The organism is Sphingomonas sp. SAFR-052, from assembly GCF_051965015.1.
In the GTDB taxonomy this organism is placed as follows: domain Bacteria; phylum Pseudomonadota; class Alphaproteobacteria; order Sphingomonadales; family Sphingomonadaceae; genus Sphingomonas.
On record NZ_JBQCMO010000007.1, the window covers coordinates 148,336 to 174,110 of the forward strand.

Below are 25,775 nucleotides of genomic sequence, written 5' to 3' on the forward strand. Positions count from 1 at the left end.
GACAGTTCCTTCGTATGAATTCAGCGCAGCGCGGTGATCGCGACGCGCGTCGGGGCAAGGCCGTCGGCCTCGGCAATCAGCGTGATCGGCCCGCTCGAGCGCGCCCGCACGATCGCCAGCGCCTTGCCGTTAAAGGCGTTGCGGACAGCCGAAGGGAACGCAGTCAGGTCGGTCGGGTCGCCATTGTCGGTCGCGACCAGTTCGCCCGCCCCCTCGATCCGGAAGCGCACCGAGTTTTTCGCGCGCGGAGCGATCCGCCCCTGTGCATCGACCACATCGACCGTGACATAGGCCAGGTCGCGCCCGTCGCCGGCGATCCGTGCGCGATCGACGCTCGCCTTCAGCGCGCTCGCCGGACCGGTCGTGACGACGCGCTCGGTCGCCCATGGCTGGCCGCCCTTGTACGTCACCACCTTCACCTCGCCCGGCTGATAGGTGACGAAATCCCAGCGGAAGCGATAGGCATAGGGCGCGCGGGTCAGCCGCCCCTGCGACACGCCGTTGACGAACAGCTCCGCCTCATCGGCCGAACTGAACACATGCACCGGCGTCACCTGTCCCTCGCGCCCCGGCCAGCTCCAATGCGGCAGGATGTGCGCGAATTTCAGCTCGGGCCGCCAGCGCGCCTGATACAGCCAGAACCGGTCCTTCGGGAAACCGGCTAGGTCGACGATCCCCGAATAGCTGCTGCGCGAGGTATAATAGGGCGTCGGTTCGCCGATATAGTCGAAGCCGGTCCACACGAATTCGCCCGCCACCCCCGGATTCTGGTCGATCGCCGAAAATTCGCGGTCGGGCGACGATCCGAAATCGGCGGCGTGCAGTTCGTAGGCGCTCACCTGATGCGTATCGGGATCGCCGCCCGAACCGGGGCGGACCGGCCCGCTGATGCTGCCCGACACCGGGAACAGATATTCGCCGCGGCTGCTCAGCGCCGACGCGCTCTCGCTCTGGAACAACACCTTGGTCGGGAATTTCGCGCGGAACGCCGGATATTGCCCCGGCAGGGTGCGGATGCCACCGCCCTGATAGTTGATGTTGATGACGTCCATTTCGGCAGGCAACGGCATGTCCGGCTTGGCATAGTTCATCGCGCTGGTCGCCGGACGCGTATCCTCCTGCCGCACGATCGACACCAGTTCGCGCGCGATCTTCGCGCCTGCTTCGCCGGTATATTGCTCGCCGACCTCGTTACCGACGCTCCAGAGCATGATCGAGGGGTGATTGCGGTCGCGGCGCAGCATCGCGCGCAGATCGGCCTCGTGCCAGTCGGGAAAGATCAGGTGGAAATCGAGCGGCGTCTTCTTGCGCTCCCACGAATCGAACACCTCGTCGATCACCAGGAAACCCATGCGATCGGTCAGGTCGAGCAGTTCGGGCGCGGGCGGATTATGGCTCATGCGGATCGCATTCACCCCCATCTCGCGCAATATCTCCAACTGCCGCTCGGCGGCGCGGACATTGAACGCCGCGCCGATCGCGCCGAGGTCATGATGGTTGTTGACCCCGTTCAGCCGCACCGGCTGACCATTCACCAACACCCCCTGCGCCCCCGCAAAACGGATGTCGCGCACCCCGAACGGCGTTTCGTAGCGATCGACCACCCGTCCGTTCACCCGCACGGTCGACAACGCGACATAGCGGTTGGGGGTCTGGGTCGGCGGCGGTCCCCACAGCCGGGGATTGGTCAGCATTGTGCTGCCATCGAAGCGCACGCTACCCTTCGCGGCGACCGTCTGCCGCAGCGGCGCGACGCGCGCCACGACGCCGCCGGTGCGCTTGCCCGCCGCATCGAGCGCGAACAGCTCGCTCGCCACTTCGACCTGCGCCGGCGTCGTCCCGTCATTGTCGATGGTCAGCGCCAGCGTCACCTCGGCGCGCTCTGCGCTGACGGTCGGCGTTCGGACGATGCTGCCCCATTGGCTGACATGGACCGGCGCGGTCTTCACCAGCCACAGGTCGCGGTACAGCCCCCCGCCCGGATACCAGCGCGCCGATTCCCCCGGATTGTCGAGCCGGATCGCCAACTGGTTGCGCCCGCCGGGCACGACATGCGGCGTCAGGTCGAGCCGCCAGCTATTATAGCCATAAGGCCAGCCGCCGATCAGCTTTCCGTTCAGCCATACCGTCGCATAGGACATGGCGCCATCGACATCGAGGAAGATCGACTTGCCCTTGTCCTTCGCCGGAATGTCGAGCGTCCGTCGATACCAGCCGATCCCCCAACTCTTCAGCCGCCCCATGCCGCCATAGGGTCCATCCTTCAGGAACGGCCCGGCGATCGCCCAGTCATGCGGCAGCGTGACGCGCGTCCAATCCCTGTCGTCATAATCGCCGCGGACATAGGCGACGTCGCTGCCGGGGTCGCCTGCCGGGCGGACATGGCGCTTGGCCGGATCGGCGATGAAGGCGTTGGCGCTCGGCAGGATCCAGGGTTTGAGCACCTGCGCGCCGCCGGCCGCGACCGCCGCCGCCGCCTCGGGTTCGGCGTCCGCGACCTTGCCATCGGCGCTGCGTTCGACCGTCGGCCGCACGTCGTAGCGCAGATCGACGCGGTTGCCCGCCGGATCACCCCGCTGGAACCGCCAGTCGCTGTCGATGCGGATGCGTTCGCGCGGCGCCTGTGCCACGGCCGGCGCGACCATGGCGACGACCATGCCGATCGACAGGGTCGCGACGGGCCAGTTCGCAGGGCTGAATAGATGCCGCATCGCCTCTCCGGGATCGCTGGTTCGCGACGAAACTGCTCCGGCCGCCGCTTTTCGTTACCGGTATCATCCTTGGCCGATCGCCCCTCGTCAACCATGCCGGACCGATTTTGCCATTCCAATCTATCGCAGTGTCCTGACCGGAATGCCTTTTCGGACATGCCGACCTTCGACAAAACCCCGGACCTTGACCGGGGGGTCGCTTCTGCCAGCCAATATTCTGAAGCCAGCCAATCAACGCCAATAGCACCCGCCCGACCGGCCCGACCAATTTAAGCTGACTGGCTTGACGGACTGATGGTGATAGCGCTACCAGTCATAACAAGTCATTCGCATCGAATGGACGCGACCCCGAATTCGGGGCGTTGGTGTGGGAGAGTTGAGATGTTGACGAACACCCTGTTGCGCCGTGCCGGTACCGTGTCGGCGCTCTTGCTCGCCGGCACCGCCTGGCCCGCGCTCGCCCAGACCGCGACCACCACCGTCAACGAGGCCCCGACCACGCAGACGCAGGACGGCGCCGGCGCGACCCAGCCGACCGCGATCGATTCGACTGATCAGGCCCCGGCCGATCCGTCGCTGACCGGCAACGACGAAATCGTCGTCACCGGCTATCGCGCGTCGCTCGCCAGCCAGACCAATGCCAAGCGCAACTCGATCGGCTTCACCGACACGATCTTTGCCGAGGATATCGGCAAGTTCCCCGACACCAACATCGCCGAATCGGTCAACCGCATCCCCGGCGTGACGATCAGCCGCGAAGTCACCGGCGAAGGCGCCAACGTCGCGATCCGCGGCCTCGGCACCAACTTCACCCGCGTGCTTCTGAACGGCGCGCCGGTCGCGATCGCCTCGGTCCGCTTCGATGCGCAGAGCACCAATCGCGAGGTCGATCTCGACCTGATCCCGACCGAGCTGTTCACCCAGCTGACCGTCAGCAAGTCGCCGACCGCCAGCCAGATCGAAGGAGGTGCGGCCGGCACCGTCAACCTGCGCTCGGCGCGCCCCTTCGACAATCCCAAGCCCTATATCAGCTACGGTCTGCAGGGGTCGAAGGTCAGCAGCGCCGACAAATGGGGCTATCGCGGCCATGTGCTGGCCAGCGCCACCTTCGGTGATTTCGGCATCCTCGTCGGCGGTGCGGCGGTCCACAACCAGTTCCGCGTCGACGGGTTCGAGACGATCGGCTGGACCAACCCGAACCTGACCGCGGCGCAGAGCAGCAGCGCGACGCGCAACGCGACCGGCGGCGGCAACTTCACCATTCCCGGCACGGTGCCTGCCAATGCCGGCAACGGGCTGATCCCCGGCACCGTCATCGACGAAGCGTTTTTGCTGCGCAACAATCCGGGTGCGACGATCCAGCAGATCGACAACGGCCTGCTCCCGCGCCTTGGCCGCCCGCGCACCGAAATCGGCGAGCGCACCCGCTATAACGGTCTTGTCAGCCTCGAATGGCGGCCGAGCGACGCGCTGCATTTCTATGTCGACGGCATGTATGCCAAGCGCGATACGGAGTTCACGCGCAACGCGATGAACTGGGCAGTGCGCAACGGCGCCGCGATCCCGCTCAACACCACCTATGACAAGACCGACTGCGCGGCCGGCTGCACCGTCACCGGCGGCACCTATGCCAATGCCCAGTTCTTCCTCGAATATCGCCCGTACAAGGACACGCAGGACTATTGGGGCGTGAACCCCGGCGTGGAATTCGTCGTCAATGATTTCATCAAGGGCGACCTGCAGGCGAACTACACGCAGAGCAATTTTCGCCGCGAAAGCCCGACCTTCCTCGTGATCACCCCCGCCAGCAGCGGCACGACCGTCACCTACCAGAATGATGGCGGCATCCCCTCGATCACCAGCAACATCGACCTGAACGACCCGCGCAACTTCGGCTGGGCCGGCGGCGGTCGTGTCAACCTGAATGGCGAGGAACGCCGGACCGAGACGCGCGGCGTGCGCGGGAGCCTGTTGTTCGGCGACGACCAGCGCTTCAGCGTCCGCGTCGGCGGCGCCTATGACGATACGCAGCGTCGTATCACCCCGTTCGACAATACCAATCCGTGGCAGGCCGCGATCTGCGGCAACAATCCGAACGTCATCCTGCCGGGTCCGAACCGCCAGCCGCTGTGCGACGGCGCAAACCAGCCAGGAACGGTCGCGCCCAGCGGCTATCCGACCTATCCGGGCTATGGCACCGGCTTTACCGCCGGCGGCCAGCCGCTGGTCTATGGCGGGTCGCTGATCCCGACCGCTGCCGTGCCCTCGTTCCTGCTGCCCGGCGACAACGGCTTCATCACCGTCGACTGGGCCAAGGTGAAGGCGGCGACCGGCTATGACCAGCTGCTCGCCGGCGCGACCGAAATCGGGTCCGGCAGCAGCGGCGCGAATGGCGGCCTCATCCGCGAAAAGGTCACCGGCACCTTCATCGAGATGAACGACGTCATCGATATCGGTGACAACGACACGCTGCGGCTCAACGGCGGCGTGCGCTATGTCCGTACCGAACAAATCGTCGGCGGGCGCACCACCATCCCCAACCCGCTCAATACGCGGGGCGGCGTGACCTGCCCGGGCAGCAGCGCCAACAACTTCGCGCTCGACGGGTCGTGCTATCCGGCGATCATCAACTTCACCGAGACGAACCGGCTCTATTCGAACTTCCTGCCCTCGGCGAGCGTCGCCTACAGCTTTGGGCGCAAGGCGGTGGCGCGCGGCTCGATCTCGCGGACGATGACCCGGCCCGATCCGAACCAGCTGCTGCCCGGCGCGTCGTTCACATCGCCCTCGGCCGATGTCGGTACGCTCGGCAACAATGCGCTCAGCCCGTACATCTCGGACAATATCGATCTCGGCTTCGAATATTATACCGGCGGTGAAGGGGTCATCGCGTTCGCGGCGTTCCGCAAATCGATCACCGGCTTCACCGTCAACGGCATCACCACCGTGCCCTTCTCGACGCTCGAACCGTTCGGCATCACCTTCGCCTCGCTGACCCAGGCACAGCAACAGGCGCTGCTCGACCGCGCCCGTCCGGCGGGGATCGCGCCCGAAGCGGTGCCGGTGCAGATCCAGCAGCAGGTGAACGCCGACGGCAAGCTGAAGGTCAATGGCCTGGAATTCCAGGTCACCCAACCGCTCGACTTCCTGACCCGCTATATCGGCGTCGAAGGCTTCGGCGTGCAGGGCAATCTGACGCTGATCGACCAGCGCGGCGAGGGTCAGGGCGCACCGGCGATCGCGCTGGGCGTCGCGCCGACCACCTATACCCTGACTGGCTATTATGAAGGCAACGGCCTGTCGGCGCGGCTAACCTATACCTATAACGAAGGATCGCAGGGCTCGGGCCTGAACCAGAACGGCCTGCCCGCCGCCGCGATCTTCGGGCGCAGCTATGGGCAGCTCGACTTCTCCGGCAATCTCGACCTCGGCAAGATCCTCGGCAACGATTACCTGCCGACCGTCGTCGTCAACGTCATCAACATCACCAAGGAAGCGCAGTCGAGCTACTTCCAGTTCCCGAACGCGACCTTCAACGAATACAATCCCGGCCGCACCTTGCTGGTCGGCGTGCGCGGTCGCTTCTGATCGCGCCTACCCTTCCCCCAACTGACGGGCGTGGCCGATCCCTCGGCCACGCCCTTTTCTTTGCTTGACGTGGCTGTCCGGTTCGCCGCACCGCAGCACCGTCATGACCAACCGCATCGATCCGCCGCGCGCCGGACGGCGCAACCGTCGCGACACGCTCGACGAGCGAACCTGCCAGATGATCTGCCCGATCGCCGCGGCGATGGTCGGCGTCTGCCTGACCGGCATCGGCCTGCTGCATGTCACCATCACCTTCCGCGCGCGCCAGACCATCGCCGACGACCTGTTGTCGATCGACGCGCTGATCTTCCTGATCGCGACGCTCAGTTCCTATTTCGCGTTGCGCGTCCAGGGCGTGCGCCGCCTGCACTGGCTGGAGCGGATCGCCGATGCGACGTTCATCTCGGCGATGCTGCTGCTGACCGCCGCCTGTTTCCTCATCACCTATTCGCTCAACCAATAGATTACCGATTGTTCAGCGCGCGCTGAACGCCCGGCAAGAATGCGGCGGCTACACGGCGTAGCATGAACGGGATACGAGCGACGTGCCGGTGGTTGGCGATACTGGCGGCGGCACTGGCGGTGCCGGCCTCGGCGGCGGAGGCACCCGCCGGCCTGTGGATCAGCCCGCATCACGACGTGGCGGTCCGCACCGCGCCGTGCGGAGACCGGTTGTGCGGCTGGGTCGTGTGGGCCAGCGCCACTGCTGAGGCCGATGCCCGCGCTGGCGGCACCGACCGGCTGATCGGCACCGAACTGCTCGAAGACTATCGTGCCGACGGGCGCGGTACCTGGTCGGGCACGGTGTTCGTCCCCGACATGGGCCGGCGCTTTTCCTCGCGCATCGAACTCGCCACCGCCGATCGCCTGCAGATCCGCGGCTGCCTGATCGGCGACATGCTGTGCCGGACCCAGCGCTGGACCCGCATCGCCCAGGTGCCGCATGGCTGAGCTCCGCCGCTGGATCGAACGCTATCGCACCCCGCTCGGGGTGCTGGTCGTCCTCGCGCTGATCGGGCTCGGTTTCGCCGCGCTCGAACATCTGACGCAGGAGGTGCGCTTCGCCGATGTCCGTGCGGCGATGCACGCGCTGTCGCCGCACCGGATCGTGCTGGCGCTGGTCGCGACGGCGGGCAGCTACCTGGCGCTGACCTTCTACGACCTGCTGGCGCTGCGCGTCATCGGCCGCCCGCTGCCGTGGCGCACCGCCGCGCTCGCCTCCTTCACCAGCTATACGCTCAGCCACAATCTCGGCCTTGCCCTCCTGACCGGCGGATCGGCCCGCTACCGCATCTACACCAGCGCCGGGCTCGACGGCCCCGATGTCGCGCGCGTCGTCGCCATCGCCAGCGGCACCTTCTGGGCCGGGGTCGTCAGCGTCACCGGCGCGGCGCTGTTGCTCCACCACGGCCCGCTCGATCTGGTCGGACTGAAGCTGAGCGCCATGCAGGTCGCGCTCGCCGGCTGGACGATCGCCATCCTCGCCATTGCCTCGCTCGCCGCCTGCGCACTGGTCCGCAGCCCGATCCGCCTGTTCGGCTTCACCATCCCGCTGCCGACGCCGACGCAACTGTTTTTACAGATCGCCATTGCGCTGATCGACATCAGCTGCGCCAGCGCCGCGCTGTTCGTGCTGATCCCCGGCGCGACCCCGGCGCTGCTCCCCGCCTTCATCCTCGCCTATGCGCTCGGCATCGTCGCGGCGGTCGTCACCCATGTCCCGGGCGGCATCGGCGTGTTCGAGGCGGTGGTGCTGGCGGTCGTCCCCGCCGGTCGCGCGACGCTGTTCGCCGCGTTGATCGCGTACCGCGTGCTCTATTACCTGTTGCCGCTCGCGCTCGGCATCCTCGTGCTGGCATGGCATGAGGGCGCACGGCAGCGGCGGCGCTCGGTCCGTTTCCTGTCGGGCGTGCGCGCGGTCGCCACCGGCGTCGCCCCGCTCGCCTTGAGTGCCGCGACCTTCACCACCGGCGCGATGCTGCTGCTGTCGGGATCGCTTCCGTCGGTCCGCGCGCGCATGGGCGACCTCGCCGCGATCCTGCCGCTGCCGATGATCGAGGCGAGCAGCATCGCCGCCAGCCTGACCGGCACCGGCCTGCTGCTGCTGGCCCCGGCTCTGTATCGCCGGCTCGACGGGGCGTTCGTCGCCGCCCGTGGATTGCTGATCGTCGGCGCGATCTTCTCGATCGGCAAGGGGCTGGATTATGAGGAAGCGACGATCTGCCTGACCGTCGCCGCGTTGTTGCAATGGACGCGCAGCGCCTTCTACCGCCGCACGACGCTGACCAGCCAGCCGATCGGCCCCGGCTGGATCGCGTCGGTCGCGGCGGTCATCGCGCTGACCATCTGGGCGGGCTTCTTCGCCTATCGCCACGTGCCCTATTCCGAAAATCTGTGGTGGAAATTCGCGCTGCACAGCGATGCGCCCCGCTTCCTGCGTGCGTCGCTGGGCGTGATCGTCATGCTGGGCGGGGCCTGTATCTGGCGGCTGATGGCACCGACCGCCGCCCCGCTGCGAGCCGCGCCCTCCGCCATCGACGCCGCCAGCGTCCGCCGCATCCTGAACGCCGCCAACCGCACCGATGCGATGCTGGCGCTGACCGGCGACAAACGCTTCCTGCTGTCGCAGGCGGGCGACGCCTTCGTCATGTATCAGGTGCACGGTGCCAGCTGGATCGCGATGGGCGATCCGGTCGGCCCCCGCGCGGCATGGGGCGAACTGCTCTGGAACCTGCGCGACCTTGCCGACCGCGAACAGGGCCGGCTGCTGCTTTACGAAGTCTCCTCGCCGGTCCTCGACATCGCCATCGGCATGGGCCTCAACATCGTCAAATATGGTGAGGATGCGGTGGTCGACCTCACGACCTTCACCCTCGACACCCCGCGGCTGCGCGCGCTGCGCAAGTCCGAACGCGCCGTCGCACGCAAGGGCGCGACGCTGCACATCGTCGCCGCCAGCGAACTCGGCACCATCATCGACGAACTTGAAAGCGTGTCCGACGAATGGTTGGCGGCCAAGGCGCAGCGCGAAAAGGGCTTCAGCCTCGGCCATTTCGACCGCGCCTATCTCAGCCATTTCGACGTCGCGGTGGTGACGATCGACGACCGCATCGTCGCCTTCGCCAATCTGTGGCTGACCGCGTCGAAGAACGAGGCCTCGGTCGACCTGATGCGCCATCGCAGCGACGCGCCGCCGGGCACGATGGACTTCCTGCTCGTCGACCTGATGCTGTGGGCGCAGGCACAGGGCTATGCCCGCTTCTCGCTCGGCATGGCGCCGCTGTCGGGGATCGAGGATCGCCGGCTCGCCCCCGCCTGGGCCAAGGCAGCGGCGTTCATCTTCCGCCATGGCGAGCGTTTCTACGGCTTCCGGGGCCTGCGCACCTACAAGGAGAAGTTCGCACCGGGCTGGGAACCGCGCTACATCGCCGGCCCCGGCGGCATCGGGTTGTTGCAGGCGCTGCGCGACCTGTCCCGCCTGATCGGCCGGCCGCAGCCCGCCCAATATCTGCCCCCCGCCCCCGCGTCCGGCGCCCCCTCGGACGAAGCGAAAGTCCATCCATGACCCTGTCGCCACGCGCCCGCCGCCGCCACCGCCTGCGCCGCCGGATCGGCATCGGCGCGTTGCTTGCCGGGCTGCTGATGCTGCTCGCCTTGGCCGCGCCCGCGCTCCACCTGATCGATACCCAGTCGATCCGCTTCTTTCAGGGGCGCAAGCATCCCGACGTCGTCGCCGTCTATTTCTCGGGCGACATGGGGCTGCGCTTCGGCATGGGCAGCAAGGTCGTGCCCGCGCTCGCCGCGCACGGCATACCGGTGATCGGGGTCAGCTCGCCGGTCAATTTCGGCACGACCCGCAGCCGGGAACAGGCCGATGCCATCGTCACCGGCGCGATCCGCACCGCGCTGGCGCAGACCGGCGCGCGCCGGGTGATCCTGATGGGCCAGTCGTTCGGCGCCGATATCGTCTCGGCAATCGCCCCCGACCTGCCCGCCGACCTGCGCGCGAAGGTCGCGGCGATCAACGTCGTCGTGCCGGCACAGACGGTCTTCTTCCGCTCCGACCCGACCGGCATCCTCTATCACGGCACGCCCGACGCGCATCCGGAGGCGGCGATGCGCGCGCTGCACTGGGCGCCGGTCATCTGCATCTATGGCAAGGATGAATCCGACAGCCTGTGCCCGACCCTGCGCGGCAGCGGTGCGCAGGTCGTGGGGCTCCCCGGCGGCCATTTCCTGCGCAACGACGACCAGCTGCTGATCGCGACGATCCTCGCGACGCTGCGCACCGCCGACCCGTCGATCCTGACGTAAAGAATCTAAGGGCTCGCCCTTGAACCGGACACTTTGTCCGCTTATTGTGCGGTGCAGCGGGCGACAGGGCGTTCCGCGACTCTCCGGAACGACGACCCATGACCGACCAGCAGCCCGTTGAAGCGTCTGCCACCGTGCAGGACGAACCCGTCCGGACCCGCAAGAACGGCCGGGCAAAGGTCATCCTGCTGCTCCTGCTCGTCGTCGCGCTGGTCGCGGGCATCTGGTGGTACGTAAACTACCAGAACCACGGCAAATATATGCAGGAGACCAATGACGCGACCGTCCAGGCCGATATGGTGACGATCGCCCCGCGCGTGTCGGGCTATGTCGCCGAGGTGCTGGTCCGCGAGAATCAGGACGTGCGCCCCGGCCAGCCTTTGGTCCGCATCGACCCGCGCGACGCGCGCGCACAGGCGGCGCAGGCCGAGGCGCAGATCGCCGTCGCCGGCGCGCAGGCCGATGCCGCCCGCGCCCAGATCGCCGAACAATATGCCGCGATCGAGCAGGCGCGCGCGCAACTCGCCGCCGCGCGCAGCAAGGCCGCCTATGACGCGGCCGAGGTCGCCCGCTATCGCCCGCTCGCCGCCTCGGGCGCCGAAACCCGCCAGACGCTCGCCCAACTCGAAGTCACCGCGCGCCAGTCGGCCGACAATGTCCGCGCGGCGCAAGCCGCGCTCGCCGCGCAGCAGCGCCGCGTCGGCTCGCTCGACGCCCAGGTCGCGCAGGGCCGTGCACAGGGACAGGCCGCCCGTGCCCAGCTTGCCGCCGCCAGCGTCGATGTCGGCGCGACGCAACTGACCGCGCCGATCGGCGGGCGGGTCGGCGACCGGACGGTGACGATCGGCCAATATGTCCAGGCCGGCACGCGGCTGATGTCGATCGTACCGCTCGACCGGCTTTATATCACCGCCAATTTCAAGGAAACGCAGCTCGCGCTGATGCGGCCGGGCCAGCCGGTCGACATCCATGTCGACGCGCTCGACGATGTGCCGGTCAATGGTCGGGTCGAAAGCATTGCGCCGGGCACCGGTGCCCAATTCTCGCTGCTGCCGCCGCAGAACGCGACCGGCAACTTCACCAAGATCACGCAACGTGTTCCCGTCCGCGTCTCGATCGAGGCGACGCCCGCCGCCCGCCGCCTGCTGGTCCCCGGCCTGTCGGTGACCGTCACCGTCGACACCAGATCGGCTAGGCAAGAGATCGAACAGCTCCGCGAGCAGGCGGGCCGCTGACATGGCCAGCGCGGCGATGACGGCCGCCCCGCCACAGCGCGCCGATCTCGGCGCGTGGCTGGCGGTGATCGCCGGCAATCTCGGCGCGCTGATGGCGACGCTCGATATCTCGATCGTCAATTCGGCGCTGCCAACTATCCAGGGCGAGATCGGCGCCAGCGGGACCGAGGGGACGTGGATCGCCACCGCCTATCTGGTCGCCGAAATCGTCATCATCCCGATGGCCGGCTGGTTGCAGCGGATGCTGGGCCTGCGCACCTTCCTGCTGATCGCCGCCGGGCTGTTCACGATCTTCTCGGTCGTCTGCGGCATCGCCACCACCCTGCCAATGATGATTATCGGCCGCGTCGGACAGGGGTTCACCGGCGGGGCGATGATCCCGACCGCGCAGACGATCATCGCCCAGCGCCTGCCGCGGTCGCAGCAGCCGATCGGCATCGCCGTGTTCGGCGTCACCGCGATCCTGGGGCCGGTGCTGGGGCCGCTGGTCGGCGGCTGGCTGACCGAGAATATCAGCTGGCACTATGCCTTCTTCCTCAACATCCCGATCTGCGCGATCCTCGTCACGCTGCTCCTGGTCGGTCTGCCGCATGAGAAGGCGAAGCTGGAACTGTTCCGCGAGGCCGACTGGTTCGGCATAGCCGGCCTCACGCTCGGCCTCGGCGGCCTGACCGTGTTGCTTGAGGACGGGCAGCGCGAACAATGGTTCGATTCCGAACTGATCCGCTGGATGGCGTTCGTCAGCGCCGTCGGCTTCGGCCTGCTTTTCTATGGACAGGCGACGTCGCCGCGCCCGATCATCAAGCTGAAACTGCTGCTCGACCGGCAATTTGGATCGGTCGCGCTGATGGGCGTCGTCCTCGGCATCGTCCTCTACGGCACCAGCTACGCCATCCCGCAATTCCTCGCCGCGCTCGCCAATTACAATGCGTTGCAGGCGGGCAAGGTCGTGCTGCTGTCGGGCATCCCCAGCCTGATCCTGATGACGATGGTTCCGATCCTGCTCAAACGCGTCGACATCCGCATCGCCGTATCGGCCGGGCTGCTCATCATGGGCAGCGCCGCGCTGCTCGACGCGAATCTGACCGCGCAGTCGTCGGGCCCCGACTTCACCGCGTCGCAGCTGCTGCGCGGCGTCGGCCAGATATTGGCGATGCTGTTCCTCAGCCAGGCCTGCGTCCGCTCGGTCCCGCCCGAGGATGCCGGCGATGCATCGGGCCTGTTCAACGCGGTGCGCAATCTCGGCGGCAGCTTCGCGCTCGCCGGCATCTCGATCCTGCAGGACCAGCGCATGTATTTCCATTCGCGCCGGATCGAGGAAACGCTGAGCGCCAACAGCCCGTCGGTCCAATCCTATGTGACCGGTCTCGGCCAGTCGGTCGGCGACCAGAGCGCCGGTTTACGCCTCCTGTCGCAACAGATCGCGCAGCAGGCGCTGACCATGACGTATAACGACATCTTCTGGATCATGGGCGTCGGCGCCTTCGCCGTCCTGCCTTTGGTCCTGTTTCTGCGGCCGCTGCCCACGGGCGCCGAACCGGCAATGGTGCATTGATGACGCGATCTTCCCCCCTGCTCGCCCTGTTGCTGCTCGGTGCCTGCACTGTCGGCCCGAACTATGCCGGCCCGCCCGCGACCGCGTCGGATGCGACCCGCTTCGTCCGTGCGACCGATGCGGCGCTCACCCCCGCCCCCGGCCTCGCCCGCTGGTGGGAAGGATTGAGCGACCCACTGCTCACCCGCCTCGTCGACGACGCGCTGACCCATAGCCCGACCATCGACCTCGCCACCGCCCGGCTACGCGAAGCCGAGGCGCGCCTCGGCCAGCAACGCGCCGGACAGCTTCCCTCTGCCAGCGCCAACGGCACTGCCATCTTCGCCGAACTCCCCCCGCTCGAACCGGGATCGGGCAGCACCACCGCCAGCTTCTACAATCTCGGCCTCAATGCGTCGTGGGAGGCCGATCTGTTCGGCGGCGGCCGCCGCACGGTCGAACAGGCGCAGGCCACCGCCGGCGCTCGCCGCGCCGACCTTGCCGATGCACAGGTATCGCTGTCCGCCGCGGTCGCGCAGGCCTATGTCGCGCTGCGCGACGTCCAGGCGCGCATTGCGCTCAGCGACACCAACGCCCGCCTGCAACAGCGCCAGCTCGACCTGACCCGTCAGCGCTTCGCCGCCGGCACAGCCTCCAAACTGGCGATCGAGCGGCTCCAGACCCAGCTGGAGAATACGCAGGCGGAGGCGATCCCGCTCGCCGCACAACGCGACGAATATCTGAACCAGCTGGCGGTCCTGACCGGCCGCACCCCCGGCACGCTCGACGCGACGCTGACCCCGCCCGCCCCGGTGCCCCTGCCGCCGCAAAGCGTCGCGGTCGGCGATCCCGCCGCGCTCATCGCCCGCCGCCCCGACATCCGCGCCGCCGAACGCCAGCTCGCCGCCGGCACCGCCGCGATCGGTACGGCCAAGGCGCGCGAACTGCCCGGCATCCGCTTCCTCGGGCTGCTAGGCCTCGGCGGCAGCTCGCCCGAAAAGATATTCGACCTCGGCAATCTCGCGGCGCTCGCCGTGCCGTCGCTCAACTGGTCGTTCCTCGATTTCGGCCGTGCAAAGGCCGCGACCCGCGTGTCGGAGGCGCAACGCGATCAGGCGGAGGCGACCTATCGCCGCACCGTGCTCGACGCGTTGCAGGATGCCGAAACGGCGCTGTCGCGGTTCGGCAACCGCCGCCGGCAACTGGGCCAGCTGGTCCAGGTAGAGGCGACCGCCGCCCGCGCCGCCGCGCTCAATCGCCAGCGGGTCGCCGCCGGCACCGCAACGCTGATCGACCAGCTCGACGTCGAACGCCAGCAGGTCTCGGCCGCCAGCGCCGTCGCCCAGGCGCGCGCCGGGCTGACGCAAAGCTATATCGCGGTGAACAAGGCGCTGGGCCTCGGCTGGACCGACGCGGTCAGCGCGGCCGCAAGCCCGCGAACAACAGCCGCAGACCCGTCTCAATCTGCACGCTGACCTCGTCATCGTTCATCACCGGCAGCACGAGACTGCCGGCCATGCGCAGCGCGATCACCAGATCGCGCGACGTTGCGTCGGCCCGCACCTCGCCCCGCCGTTGCGCCGCGTCGAGCGCCGGTGCCAAAATCGCTTCCATCCGGACGCCCAGCGCCTGAAATGCGGCGCGGTTGGCATCGTCCAGATGCAGCTCGGCCGAAATCCGCGCGAACAGCGAAAATGCCCCCGCCCCGGTCCGGACCATCGTCGCGATCGTCTGCGCGATCGGCGCATCGGGGTCGAGTATCGCCGCCAGCCGGTCGACCTCACGCGAGAAGATCGCCAGCGCCAGCGCCTCGCGATCGTCGAAATTGCGATACAGCGTCGCCCGCCCGACCCCGGCCGTTGCGGCCACGGTTTCCAGCGGCACGCCGTAACCCTGTTCGGCGAAACAGGCCGCCGCCGCATCGATCAGCGCATCGCGCCGAAGCGCGGCATCGCGCCGCGGCGCGCGGTTCGGCCGTGGCCCGGCATTGTCGTTCATCGCCTTGTCCTACCGGGATTTGCAGGCGTCGTCATCGGACCTTCCGTTCGTCGCTCCGGCGAAGGCGGGAGTCCATAAACGCTACTGGTGCGAAGCCTTCCAAGATATCAGCGTGTCAGGGCTCTCACCCTCGCGAGACCTCCGCAAAAGTCTTCCGCCTTCCTGAAACCCAACCGTACCCCCGCGAAGGCGGGGGTCCAGAGCCGAGCAGAACAAAGGTTGGCGAGTTTGGCCCTGGGTCCCCGCCTTCGCGGGGACGCGGTGTGGTGGACGTTTGCGGAGGTCATGCCTTTGCAGGAATGACGAGCGCGCTAACCCAATCCCCTCAACTGGCCTCCCCCCGCCGAAGCCGTTACACGCGCGCCCATGACCAACGCCGCCGCCCCCTCCGCACCTGCCAGCGCCCGCGCCGAACTGGCTGCGACGCTGCGGCTGGCGGCACCGCTCGTCGGCGCGAACCTGTTGCAGATGGCGGTGTATGCCGTCGACGTCGTGTTCGTCGCGCGGCTCGGCGAGGTCGAGCTCGCCGCCGCCACCCTCGGCGTCTATATCTACAGCGTCATTCTGTTCGCCATGTCGGGGCTGGTCGGGGCCGCCGCGCCGATCATCGCCGCCGAACTCGGCCGTAGCCGCCATGCGGTGCGCGAAGTGCGGCGCTCGTTCCGGATGGGCGCATGGATCGCGGTGCTGGGCAGCCTGCCGTTCATGGCACTCCTTGCGCATGGTGAAAGCCTGTTGCTGCTCGCTGGACAGGACCCGCGCGTCGCGGTGCGGGCCGATGCATTCCTCGACATCCTGCTCTGGGCGATGATCCCGGCGCTGGCGGGCAATGTGATGCGGATCACCGCGTCGGCACTGGGACGCGCGGGCTGGGCGATGGCGATCACCGCGCTCGGCCTTGTCGTCTCGATCCTCGCCAACTGGCTGCTGGTGTTCGGCAATCTCGGCTTACCCGCGCTGGGGCTGGAAGGGTCGGCGATCGCCAGCCTCTCCACCGCGATCGCGATGATGCTTGCCTATGCGATCGTCCTCGTTGCCGATCGCCGGCTGCGGCGCTTCCGTCTGTTCGGCAACTGGTGGCGCGGCGAATGGGCGCGCCTGCGCCAGATCGTCGTCCTTGGCGTGCCGATCGCGGCCACTATGACGTTCGAGGGCGCGCTGTTCTCCGCCGCCGGTTTCCTGATGGGCCGGATCGGCGTGACCGAGGTCGCGGCCCACGCCATCGCGCTCCAGATCGCCGCCTTCCTGTTCCAGGTGCCGTTCGGCATCGCGCAGGCGGCGACGATCCGTGTGGGGCTCGCCTATGGCGCGCGCGACCGGATGTGGATCGGGCGGGCCGGCTGGGCGGCGCTGGCGGTCGGCACCGGCTTCATGGGGTTCACTGCGCTGCTGCTGTGGATCGCACCGCGCGCCTTCCTGTCGGTCTATATCGACGCCAGTGCGCCTGCCAATGCGTCGATGGTCGCGCTGGCGCTGCAATATCTTGCCATCGCCGCCATCTTCCAGCTGGCCGATGGCGCACAGGCGGTTGCAGCGGGCGTCCTGCGTGGCGTCCAGGATACGCGGGTGCCGATGGTGATCGCCTTTGTCGGCTATTGGGGGATCGGCTTCACCGCCTCGGTCGCGCTCGGCTTCTGGACCGACCTGGCCGGGGTCGGGGTATGGATCGGCTTGGCGCTAGGGTTGCTCGCCGTCGCGCTGCTGCTGGTCGACCGGTGGCGGCGGCGCGATCGGCTCGGCCTCGTTCGGCCCGTCTGATCGGGGCCACGTATCACCATCAAAATTGTTCCCGCCCCGCTTGACGGTGGATGAACGGCTTCACATATCCGGCGCGCTGGCACTCCCGGTCGGCGAGTGCCAAGACCGTTCAACATACTAAAGGGAACCGCGCATGAACTTCCGTCCGCTGCACGACCGCGTGCTCGTCCGCCGCGTCGAGGCTGAGGAAAAGACGCTCGGCGGGATCATCATCCCCGACACCGCCAAGGAAAAGCCGCAGGAAGGCGAAGTCGTCGCCGCCGGCGCCGGTGCCAAGAACGACAAGGGCGAAGTCGCTCCCCTCGACGTCAAGGCCGGCGACCGCATCCTGTTCGGCAAGTGGTCGGGCACCGAGGTCAAGGTCAACGGCGAAGACCTGCTCATCATGAAGGAATCGGACATTCTCGGCATCGTTGGCTGAGCGACCGGTTCTGATCCCGTCACACTTGCGTCGCGAGTGTGAACTTAGTGAACTTTGACATCTGGAAAGGGTAGCCACCATGGCAGCCAAGGACGTAAAATTCGGTCGTGACGCCCGCGAACGCATCCTGCGCGGCGTCGACATCCTCGCCGACGCGGTGAAGGTGACGCTCGGGCCGAAGGGCCGCAACGTCGTCATCGACAAGTCGTTCGGCGCGCCCCGCATCACCAAGGACGGTGTGTCGGTCGCCAAGGAAATCGAACTGAAGGACAAGTTCGAGAACATGGGCGCGCAGATGGTGCGCGAAGTGGCCTCGAAGACCAACGACATCGCAGGCGACGGCACCACCACCGCCACCGTGCTGGCGCAGGCGATCGTGCGCGAAGGCATGAAGTCGGTCGCCGCCGGCATGAACCCGATGGACCTGAAGCGCGGCATCGACATCGCCGTGACCAAGGTGGTCGAGGACGTGAAGAGCCGTTCGAAGCCCGTCTCGGGTTCGTCGGAAGTCGCGCAGGTCGGCATCATCTCGGCGAACGGCGACCGTGAAGTCGGCGAAAAGATCGCCGAAGCCATGGAAAAGGTCGGCAAGGAAGGTGTCATCACCGTCGAGGAGGCCAAGGGTCTCGAATTCGAACTCGACGTCGTCGAAGGCATGCAGTTCGACCGCGGCTATCTGTCGCCCTACTTCATCACCAACCCGGAAAAGATGCAGGTCGAACTCAACGACCCGTACATCCTGATCCACGAGAAGAAGCTGTCGTCGCTGCAGGCGATGCTGCCGATCCTCGAAGCGGTGGTGCAGTCGGGCCGTCCGCTGCTGATCATCGCCGAGGACATCGAAGGCGAAGCGCTGGCGACCCTCGTCGTCAACAAGCTGCGCGGCGGCCTGAAGGTCGCAGCGGTCAAGGCGCCGGGCTTCGGCGATCGTCGCAAGGCGATGCTGGAAGACATCGCGATCCTGACCAAGGGCGAAGTCATCAGCGAGGACCTGGGCATCAAGCTCGAGACCGTCACCCTCGGCATGCTCGGCACCGCCAAGCGCGTCACGATCGACAAGGACAACACCACCATCGTCGACGGTGCGGGTGAAGCCGATGCGATCAAGGGCCGCACCGACGCGATCCGTCAGCAGATCGAAGTCACCTCGTCGGACTATGACCGTGAGAAGCTGCAGGAGCGTCTGGCGAAGCTCGCCGGTGGCGTCGCGGTCATCAAGGTCGGCGGTGCGACCGAGGTCGAGGTGAAGGAGCGCAAGGACCGCGTCGACGACGCGCTGCACGCGACCCGCGCAGCCGTCGAAGAAGGCATCGTCCCGGGCGGCGGCACCGCGCTGCTGTACGCGACCAAGGCGCTCGAAGGCGTGACCGGCGTGAACGACGACCAGACCCGCGGCGTCGACATCGTCCGCAAGTCGCTGACCGCGCTGGTGCGTCAGATTGCGCAGAATGCCGGCCATGATGGTGCGGTCGTCTCGGGCAAGCTGCTCGACCAGAGCGACACGTCGTTCGGCTTCAACGCCTCGACCGACCAGTATGAGAACCTCGTCGCCGCCGGCGTGATCGACCCGACCAAGGTCGTCCGCACCGCGCTGCAGAACGCGGCCTCGGTCGCCGGCCTGCTCATCACCACCGAAGCGACCGTTTCGGAACTGCCCGAGGACAAGGCCCCGGCCATGCCCGCCGGCGGCGGCATGGGCGGCATGGGCGGCATGGACTTCTGATCGAACGTGGCCTGCGCGAGCACTGGCTCGCGCAGGACGCACGTCGATCCGGCCGGCGGGTGCCTGCACCCGACCGACGGGCGGCGGCTTCGCCGTCGCCAGATCCAGACGCAAGAAAAAGGCCGGGAAGGGACACCCCTTCCCGGCCTTTTCATGTTGGCCACGCTGTAACCGAACCCCTACCCTACCGGCTTCCACGTCTGCGTCTGGCACAGAAACGCGATACACCCCTGCACCTTCAGCGTGCCGTCGCCATTCTTCGACACGATCGACTTATACGTCTTGCCGTTGCGCGGATCATAGATGCGCCCGCGCCAATCCTTACCGGCATCGGTGAAGCCGCTCAGGATCGGCATGCCCAGGATCGGCCGCGATCGCAGTGCCGCGTCGCTGTTATTGACGTCGGTCTTGGGTGCGTTCGGCTCGGACTTGAGGATGCGGACCAGCTTGCCGCAGACGGTCGCGCCGCAGCGGCCGATCTCGATCACACCCGACCCGTCCTCGGTCACATAGCGGCCGGCGATCGGCGTCGCAGCGAACGCTGGCGCGGCCAGCAGCAACGCGCCGACCAGGAATGACGACCGCATCATTTGAAATTGTCGGCATATGCTTGCAGCTTCAGCTTGCGCTCGGGCGCGGGCACGACGTGGAAGTCGATCCCCTCGCGCTTTGCGTAATCGGTCGCCGCGTCGAGCGAGGGAAAGCGCAGCTTCACTTGCTCGCGCGTATCGCCCGATCCTGCCCAACCAGTCAGCGGATCGGCCTGTTTCGGTTCGGCCGGTTCGAATTCCAGCATCCAGATCTGCGTCTTGGCACGCCCCGACTGCATCGCGTTCTTCGGGTATTGATAGATACGGGCGTTGGGCATGGATGAAACCTTGAATAGCGATCGGACTTTCCCGCCTGCATAGCAAAGCCCGCGGCGCTTGCCAGCAGAGTCGCACGTTCGAACGCACCGAATCGCGCTTTGTGACCTTGATCGACCGAGATGGTCGCGAAGTTTTAGCAACGCCGGGTCCAAAACCACAGATTTCCGCAATCCGCGCGCCATATTGCACTTGCGATCCATTATCATTAAACCACGCTTTAGGGTTGTTTCCCGATCGAAAACGCCGTACAGCGCCCGCGTCGCGGCAGGACCGCGCCCGACTTGCTACGGAGAGAGACGTCTTGGCTCGCAAGAAGATCGCGCTGATCGGCGCTGGCAACATCGGCGGCACGCTCGCCCACCTCGCTGCCCTGAAGGGGCTGGGTGACATCGTTCTGTTCGACGTCGTCGACGGCGTGCCACAGGGCAAGGCGCTCGACCTGTCGCAGTGCGGCCCGGTCGAAGGGTTCGACGCCACGATCACCGGCACCAACGACTATGCCGATATCGCGGGCGCGGACGTCATCATCGTCACCGCCGGCGTCGCCCGCAAGCCGGGCATGAGCCGCGACGACCTGCTCGGCATCAACCTGAAGGTGATGAAGGCCGTCGGCGAGGGCATCAAGAACAACGCCCCCGACGCGTTCGTCATCTGCATCACCAACCCGCTCGACGCGATGGTGTGGGCGCTGCGCGAATTCTCGGGCCTGCCGCATAACAAGGTCGTCGGCATGGCCGGCGTGCTGGACTCGGCGCGTTTCAGCCACTTTCTCGCGGACGAGTTCAAGGTCTCGGTCAAGGACGTCAACAGCTTCGTGCTGGGCGGCCACGGCGACACGATGGTCCCGGTCCTGGAATATTCGACCGTCTCGGGCATCCCGGTCACCGACCTGATCGACATGGGCATGTCGACCAAGGAGCGCGTCGACGCGATCGTCAAGCGGACCCGTGGCGGCGGCGGCGAGATCGTCGGCCTGCTCAAGACCGGTTCGGCCTTCTACGCGCCCGCGACCAGCGGCATCGCGATGGCCGAAGCCTATCTCTATGACCAGAAGCGCGTCCTGCCCTGCGCCGCCTATCTGTCGGGCGAATATGGCGTCGACGATCTGTATGTCGGCGTGCCCGTCGTGATCGGTGCCGGCGGCGTCGAGAAGATCGTCGAAGTGAAGCTGGGCGACGAAGCCAAGGCGAACCTTCAGGTCTCGGTCGACGCGGTCAAGGAACTGCTGGTCGCCTGCAAGGGGATCGACGAGTCGCTGGTCTGACACGAACATGTACCCCCGCGCAGGCGGGGGTCCAGGGTAACGGAGCGTGACGCTTCTGGCTCTGGATCCCCGCCTCCGCGGGGATACGAAAGTGTGGCAGGGTGAAGGCCGGCTTTGTCTACATCGTCGCCAGCCGCCGGAACGGAACGATCTATACCGGTTCGACCAGCAATCTGATCCAGCGCATTCATCAGCATCGCAACGGGACGATTGAGGGATTTACAAGCGAACACGACTGCACACTTCTGGTCTGGTACGAATGCCATGACGATCTGCAGGAAGCGCGACTTCGCGAGCGGCGGATCAAGAAATGGAACCGTGACTGGAAGTTGCGGCTGATCGAAGAGAACAACCCCGGCTGGCACGATCTGTTCGGACAGCTGACCTGATTTTCGCTCCGGCGACGGAGCACGCAAGGGAAACGAAGATGAGCATCCTCGTCAACAAGAACACCAAGGTCATCACCCAGGGGATGACCGGCGAAACCGGCAGCTTCCATACCAAGGCGGCGCTGGAATATGGCACGCAGATGGTCGGCGGCGTGACGCCGGGCAAGGGCGGCACCGAGCATCTGGGTCTCCCGGTGTTCAACACCGTCGCCGAAGCCAAGTCGAAGACCGGCGCCGACGCCTCGGTCATCTACGTGCCGCCGCCCTTCGCCGCCGACTCGATCCTCGAGGCGATCGATGCCGAGATCCCGCTGATCGTCGCGATCACCGAAGGCATTCCGGTCCTCGACATGGTCAAAGTGAAGCGCGCGCTGTCGGGTTCGAAGTCGCGACTGATCGGCCCGAACTGCCCCGGCGTGCTGACGCCGGGCGAGTGCAAGATCGGCATCATGCCGGGTTCGATCTTCAAGAAGGGCTCGGTCGGCGTCGTCTCGCGCTCGGGCACGCTGACCTATGAAGCGGTGTTCCAGACCTCGAACGCCGGCCTGGGCCAGACGACCGCCGTCGGCATCGGCGGTGACCCGGTCAACGGCACGAACTTCATCGACGTGCTCGAACTGTTCCTGGCCGACGACGAAACCCAGTCGATCATCATGATCGGCGAGATCGGCGGCGATGCGGAGGAACAGGCCGCGCAGTTCCTAATCGACGAGGCTAAGCGTGGCCGCAAGAAGCCGATGGCCGGTTTCATCGCGGGCCGCACCGCCCCCCCGGGCCGTCGCATGGGCCATGCCGGCGCGATCGTGTCGGGCGGCAAGGGCGATGCGGAAAGCAAGATCGCGGCGATGGAAGCCGCCGGCATCAAGGTTGCGGCATCGCCCAGCGAACTGGGTTCGACGCTGCTCGAAGTGCTGAACGGTTGAAGGTGACCTGCCCCGTGCGACCAAGCGCACGGGGCACCGCCCGGTTGAACCGGGCACAAGCGGACAGGATGTGACCATGGGCTACGAAGGCCAGGATTTCGACATCGCCGCCGGCGTCAGCCCGGCATTCGTGGAAACGCTCTATGGTCGCTACCGCGAGGATCCCTCGTCGGTCGATGCCGGCTGGCGTCAGTGGTTCGACGGGTTGGAGGGTGCGACCCAGCATCCCAGCTGGGCGAACAAGCGCTGGCCGCTGACCGACACCGACGCGCTGACCGCCGCGCTCGACCCGACGCAGATGGAGCCGGCGCCCAAGCCCGCCAAGGGCGGCAAGCCCGCTCCGGCCGCCGCTGCACCCGCAGCGCCCAAGGTCGATGTGGCGAAGGCGGCGGGTGACGCGATCCGCGCGCAGCTGCTGATCCGCACCTACCGCGTGCGCGGCCACCTCGCCGCCAATCTCGATCCGCTGGGCCTCGCGCGCCGCGAACTGCCCGAGGACCTGCGCACTGAATATCACGGCTTCTCGGACGCCGAGATCGACACGCCGGTGTATCTCGGCGGTACGCTTGGCCTTGAATGGGCGACCGTGCGCGAGATCGTCGATATCCTGCGCGCCAATTACTGCGGCAATGTCGGCCTCGAATATATGCACATCGCGGACGTGGAGGAGCGCAAGTTCCTGCAGGACCGGATGGAAGGCCGCGACAAGGCGATCCAGTTCAGCCCCGAGGGCAAGCGGGCGATTCTCGCCAAGGTCATCGAGGCGGAACAGTGGGAGAAGTTCCTCGGCCGCAAATATGTCGGCACGAAGCGCTTCGGCCTCGACGGCGGTGAATCGATGATCCCCGCGCTTGAAGCGGTCATCAAGTACGGCGGCCAGCTCGGCGTGCGCGAGATCGTCTACGGCATGGCGCATCGCGGTCGCTTGAACGTGCTGACCAACGTCATGGCCAAGCCGTTCCGCGTCCTGTTCCACGAATTCGCCGGCGGCAGCGCCAACCCCGACGATATCGGCGGGTCGGGCGACGTGAAATACCACCTCGGCACCTCGACCGACCGCAGCTTCGACGACGTGTCGGTGCATATGTCGCTGGTCGCGAACCCCAGCCATCTCGAAGCGGTCAACCCGGTGGTGCTCGGCAAGGTGCGCGCACAGCAGACCTTCCGCGGCGACCTTGAAAAGCACGAACAGGTGCTCCCGGTCCTGATCCATGGCGACGCGGCGTTCGCGGGCCAGGGAATCGTGTGGGAATGCCTCGGCTTCTCGGGCATCCGCGGCTACAATACCGGCGGCTGCGTCCACTTCATCATCAACAACCAGGTCGGCTTCACCACCAGCCCGCAATTCGCGCGTAGCTCGCCCTATCCGTCGGACGTGGCGAAGGGCGTGCAGGCACCGATCTTCCACGTCAACGGCGACGATCCCGAGGCGGTGACCTTCGCCACCAAGATGGCGATTGAATTCCGGCAGCAGTTCAAGCGCGACATCGTCATCGACATGTGGTGCTATCGCCGCTTCGGTCATAACGAAGGCGACGAACCGTCCTTCACCCAGCCGCTGATGTACGCCAAGATCAAGGGCCATCCCGGCGTCAGCGAAATCTATGGCAAGCGCCTTGCCGACGAAGGCGTGATCGATGGCGACTTCGTCAGCGCCAAGACCGCCGAATTCACCCAGCTGCTCGAAGGCGAATTCGAGAACGCCAAGAGCTACAAGCCCAACCGCGCCGACTGGTTTGCCGGTCGCTGGTCGGGGCTGCACGCGCCGATGGATGCGGAGGGCTCGCGCCGTTCGGTCGATACCGGCATCGAACAGAAGCTGTTCGACTCGCTCGGCCGCACGCTGACCACGGTCCCCGACAGCATCCAGATCCACAAGACGCTCTCGCGCGTCCTCGATGCCAAGCGCGCCATGTTCGCGGGTGGCGAGGGCTTCGACTGGGCGACCGCCGAGGCGCTGGCCTTCGGCTCGCTGCTGTCGGAAGGCTTCGGCGTCCGCCTGTCGGGTCAGGATTCGGGTCGCGGCACCTTCTCGCAGCGCCACGCGGTGTGGGTCGACCAAACCGACGAGCACAAATACGTGCCGCTCAACAATATTGAGCATGGCAGCTTCGAAGTGCTCGACAGCCCGCTGTCGGAATATGGCGTGCTCGGCTTCGAATATGGCTATGCGCTCGCCGATCCGAAGGCACTGGTCATTTGGGAAGCGCAGTTCGGCGATTTCGCCAACGGTGCGCAGATCATGATCGATCAGTTCATCGCCGCGGGTGAAGCCAAGTGGCTGCGCGCCAACGGCCTCGTGATGATGCTGCCGCACGGCTACGAAGGTCAGGGACCGGAGCATAGCTCGGCGCGTCTCGAACGCTTCCTGCAGCTGTGCGCAGGCGACAATATGCAAGTCGCCAACGTGACTTCGCCGGCGAACCTGTTCCACCTGCTGCGCCGGCAGATGCATCGCAATTTCCGTAAACCCCTGGTCATCATGACGCCCAAGTCGCTGCTGCGGCACAAGCTGGCGGTGTCGAAGACCGAGGACTTCCTGCCGGGTACCCACTTCAAGCGGCTGCTGTCCGATCCGTCGGCGCCGGCCGATGCGAACACGACCCGGCTGGTACTGTGTTCGGGCAAGGTCGCGTTCGACCTGATCGAAGCGCGCGACGCGGCAGGCGATACGCAGACCCAGATCGTCCGTGTGGAACAGATTTATCCATTCCCGTCGGACGCGCTGGTCGAGCGGCTGAAGCGCCTGCCCAACCTGACCGACGTGGTCTGGGCACAGGAAGAACCGAAGAACAACGGCTCGTGGTTCCTGGTCGAACCGGCGATCGAGGAAGCACTGGCCGAGGCCGGTGCACCGGTCGCACGCGCCCGTTATGCCGGTCGCGCGGCGGCGGCATCGCCCGCTACGGGTCTGATGAAGCGCCACCAGGCCGAACAAGGCGCGCTGGTCGCCGATGCGCTCGGCCACAATGTCCGCGACGAAATCCGCCGCACCCGTCAGGCCGAGGGCGATCGCGCCACCGGCAAGGCCGCATCCTAACCGTGTTA

At 66.7% G+C, this 25,775-nt stretch carries 19 protein-coding genes; 15 read left to right on the top strand and 4 right to left on the bottom strand.

Annotation, left to right across the window (positions count from 1 at the left end; all coding sequences use genetic code 11):
• Positions 1 to 20: 20 nt before the first annotated feature.
• The gene (gene galB / locus ACTHQV_RS13685) at positions 21 to 2,711 is read right to left on the bottom strand and encodes a beta-galactosidase GalB (protein WP_440491005.1); all 2,691 of its coding nucleotides are present in this window, start codon (positions 2,709 to 2,711) and stop codon (positions 21 to 23) included.
• Between the two features lie 381 nt (positions 2,712 to 3,092).
• Here galB and ACTHQV_RS13690 point away from each other — a divergent pair, with 381 nt between their 5' ends.
• From ACTHQV_RS13690 to ACTHQV_RS13725, 8 genes are all read left to right on the top strand, one after another.
• The gene (locus tag ACTHQV_RS13690; RefSeq protein WP_440491006.1) at positions 3,093 to 6,299 is read left to right on the top strand and encodes a TonB-dependent receptor; all 3,207 of its coding nucleotides are present in this window, start codon (positions 3,093 to 3,095) and stop codon (positions 6,297 to 6,299) included.
• A 103-nt stretch (positions 6,300 to 6,402) separates the two neighbouring features.
• On the top strand, positions 6,403 to 6,762 hold the full coding sequence (locus ACTHQV_RS13695; protein WP_440491008.1) for a hypothetical protein: 360 nt from the start codon (positions 6,403 to 6,405) through the stop codon (positions 6,760 to 6,762).
• A 62-nt stretch (positions 6,763 to 6,824) separates the two neighbouring features.
• Positions 6,825 to 7,250, top strand: coding sequence for a DUF2147 domain-containing protein (locus ACTHQV_RS13700; protein WP_440491009.1), 426 nt, complete (start codon positions 6,825 to 6,827; stop codon positions 7,248 to 7,250).
• A complete protein-coding gene (gene mprF, locus ACTHQV_RS13705) occupies positions 7,243 to 9,864 on the top strand; it encodes a bifunctional lysylphosphatidylglycerol flippase/synthetase MprF (protein WP_440491010.1) in 2,622 nt (873 codons plus the stop codon). Before ACTHQV_RS13700 ends, mprF begins: the two co-directional genes overlap by 8 nt.
• Positions 9,861 to 10,613 carry an AcvB/VirJ family lysyl-phosphatidylglycerol hydrolase gene (locus ACTHQV_RS13710; RefSeq protein ID WP_440491011.1) on the top strand — a complete coding sequence of 251 codons (753 nt, stop codon included), beginning with the start codon at positions 9,861 to 9,863 and terminating at the stop codon, positions 10,611 to 10,613. The genes mprF and ACTHQV_RS13710 overlap by 4 nt, the downstream gene beginning before the upstream one ends.
• 98 nt (positions 10,614 to 10,711) lie before the next feature.
• Complete coding sequence (locus tag ACTHQV_RS13715) at positions 10,712 to 11,848, top strand: HlyD family secretion protein (protein ID WP_440491012.1); 1,137 nt, start codon at positions 10,712 to 10,714, stop codon at positions 11,846 to 11,848.
• A 1-nt stretch (position 11,849) separates the two neighbouring features.
• The gene (locus ACTHQV_RS13720) at positions 11,850 to 13,403 is read left to right on the top strand and encodes an MDR family MFS transporter (RefSeq protein ID WP_440491014.1); all 1,554 of its coding nucleotides are present in this window, start codon (positions 11,850 to 11,852) and stop codon (positions 13,401 to 13,403) included.
• Entirely contained in the window at positions 13,403 to 14,857 is a 1,455-nt protein-coding gene (locus ACTHQV_RS13725) for an efflux transporter outer membrane subunit (RefSeq protein ID WP_440491015.1), read from the top strand. The genes ACTHQV_RS13720 and ACTHQV_RS13725 overlap by 1 nt, the downstream gene beginning before the upstream one ends.
• Here ACTHQV_RS13725 and ACTHQV_RS13730 read toward each other — a convergent pair.
• On the bottom strand, positions 14,799 to 15,380 hold the full coding sequence (locus ACTHQV_RS13730) for a TetR/AcrR family transcriptional regulator (protein WP_440491017.1): 582 nt from the start codon (positions 15,378 to 15,380) through the stop codon (positions 14,799 to 14,801). The genes ACTHQV_RS13725 and ACTHQV_RS13730 overlap by 59 nt on opposite strands.
• Before the next feature lie 366 nt (positions 15,381 to 15,746).
• Between ACTHQV_RS13730 and ACTHQV_RS13735 the strand changes: the two genes are divergently transcribed.
• From ACTHQV_RS13735 to groL, 3 genes are all read left to right on the top strand, one after another.
• Positions 15,747 to 17,138 carry an MATE family efflux transporter gene (locus tag ACTHQV_RS13735; RefSeq protein WP_440491019.1) on the top strand — a complete coding sequence of 464 codons (1,392 nt, stop codon included), beginning with the start codon at positions 15,747 to 15,749 and terminating at the stop codon, positions 17,136 to 17,138.
• Positions 17,139 to 17,271: 133 nt separating this feature from the next.
• Positions 17,272 to 17,559, top strand: coding sequence for a co-chaperone GroES (gene groES / locus ACTHQV_RS13740; protein WP_066692772.1), 288 nt, complete (start codon positions 17,272 to 17,274; stop codon positions 17,557 to 17,559).
• Positions 17,560 to 17,638: 79 nt separating this feature from the next.
• Positions 17,639 to 19,282, top strand: a complete 1,644-nt coding sequence (gene groL, locus ACTHQV_RS13745; RefSeq protein ID WP_242120857.1) for a chaperonin GroEL — start codon at positions 17,639 to 17,641, stop codon at positions 19,280 to 19,282.
• 179 nt (positions 19,283 to 19,461) lie between these two features.
• Here groL and ACTHQV_RS13750 read toward each other — a convergent pair whose 3' ends face one another.
• Entirely contained in the window at positions 19,462 to 19,869 is a 408-nt protein-coding gene (locus ACTHQV_RS13750; protein ID WP_440491021.1) for a DUF2147 domain-containing protein, read from the bottom strand.
• Positions 19,869 to 20,150, bottom strand: coding sequence for an ETC complex I subunit (locus tag ACTHQV_RS13755; RefSeq protein WP_056001213.1), 282 nt, complete (start codon positions 20,148 to 20,150; stop codon positions 19,869 to 19,871). Before ACTHQV_RS13755 ends, ACTHQV_RS13750 begins: the two co-directional genes overlap by 1 nt.
• Positions 20,151 to 20,452: 302 nt before the next feature.
• Between ACTHQV_RS13755 and mdh the strand changes: the two genes are divergently transcribed.
• The 4 genes from mdh (at position 20,453) to ACTHQV_RS13775 (ending at position 25,767) form a co-directional block, all read left to right on the top strand.
• Entirely contained in the window at positions 20,453 to 21,415 is a 963-nt protein-coding gene (gene mdh / locus ACTHQV_RS13760) for a malate dehydrogenase (protein ID WP_440491022.1), read from the top strand.
• Positions 21,416 to 21,516: 101 nt separating this feature from the next.
• The gene (locus ACTHQV_RS13765; protein ID WP_440491024.1) at positions 21,517 to 21,804 is read left to right on the top strand and encodes a GIY-YIG nuclease family protein; all 288 of its coding nucleotides are present in this window, start codon (positions 21,517 to 21,519) and stop codon (positions 21,802 to 21,804) included.
• 38 nt (positions 21,805 to 21,842) lie between these two features.
• Positions 21,843 to 22,727 (top strand): succinate--CoA ligase subunit alpha, encoded by an 885-nt coding sequence (gene sucD, locus ACTHQV_RS13770; protein WP_440491026.1) that lies wholly within the window; start codon positions 21,843 to 21,845, stop codon positions 22,725 to 22,727.
• 76 nt (positions 22,728 to 22,803) lie between these two features.
• A complete protein-coding gene (locus ACTHQV_RS13775; RefSeq protein WP_440491028.1) occupies positions 22,804 to 25,767 on the top strand; it encodes a 2-oxoglutarate dehydrogenase E1 component in 2,964 nt (987 codons plus the stop codon).
• Positions 25,768 to 25,775 lie beyond the last annotated feature (8 nt).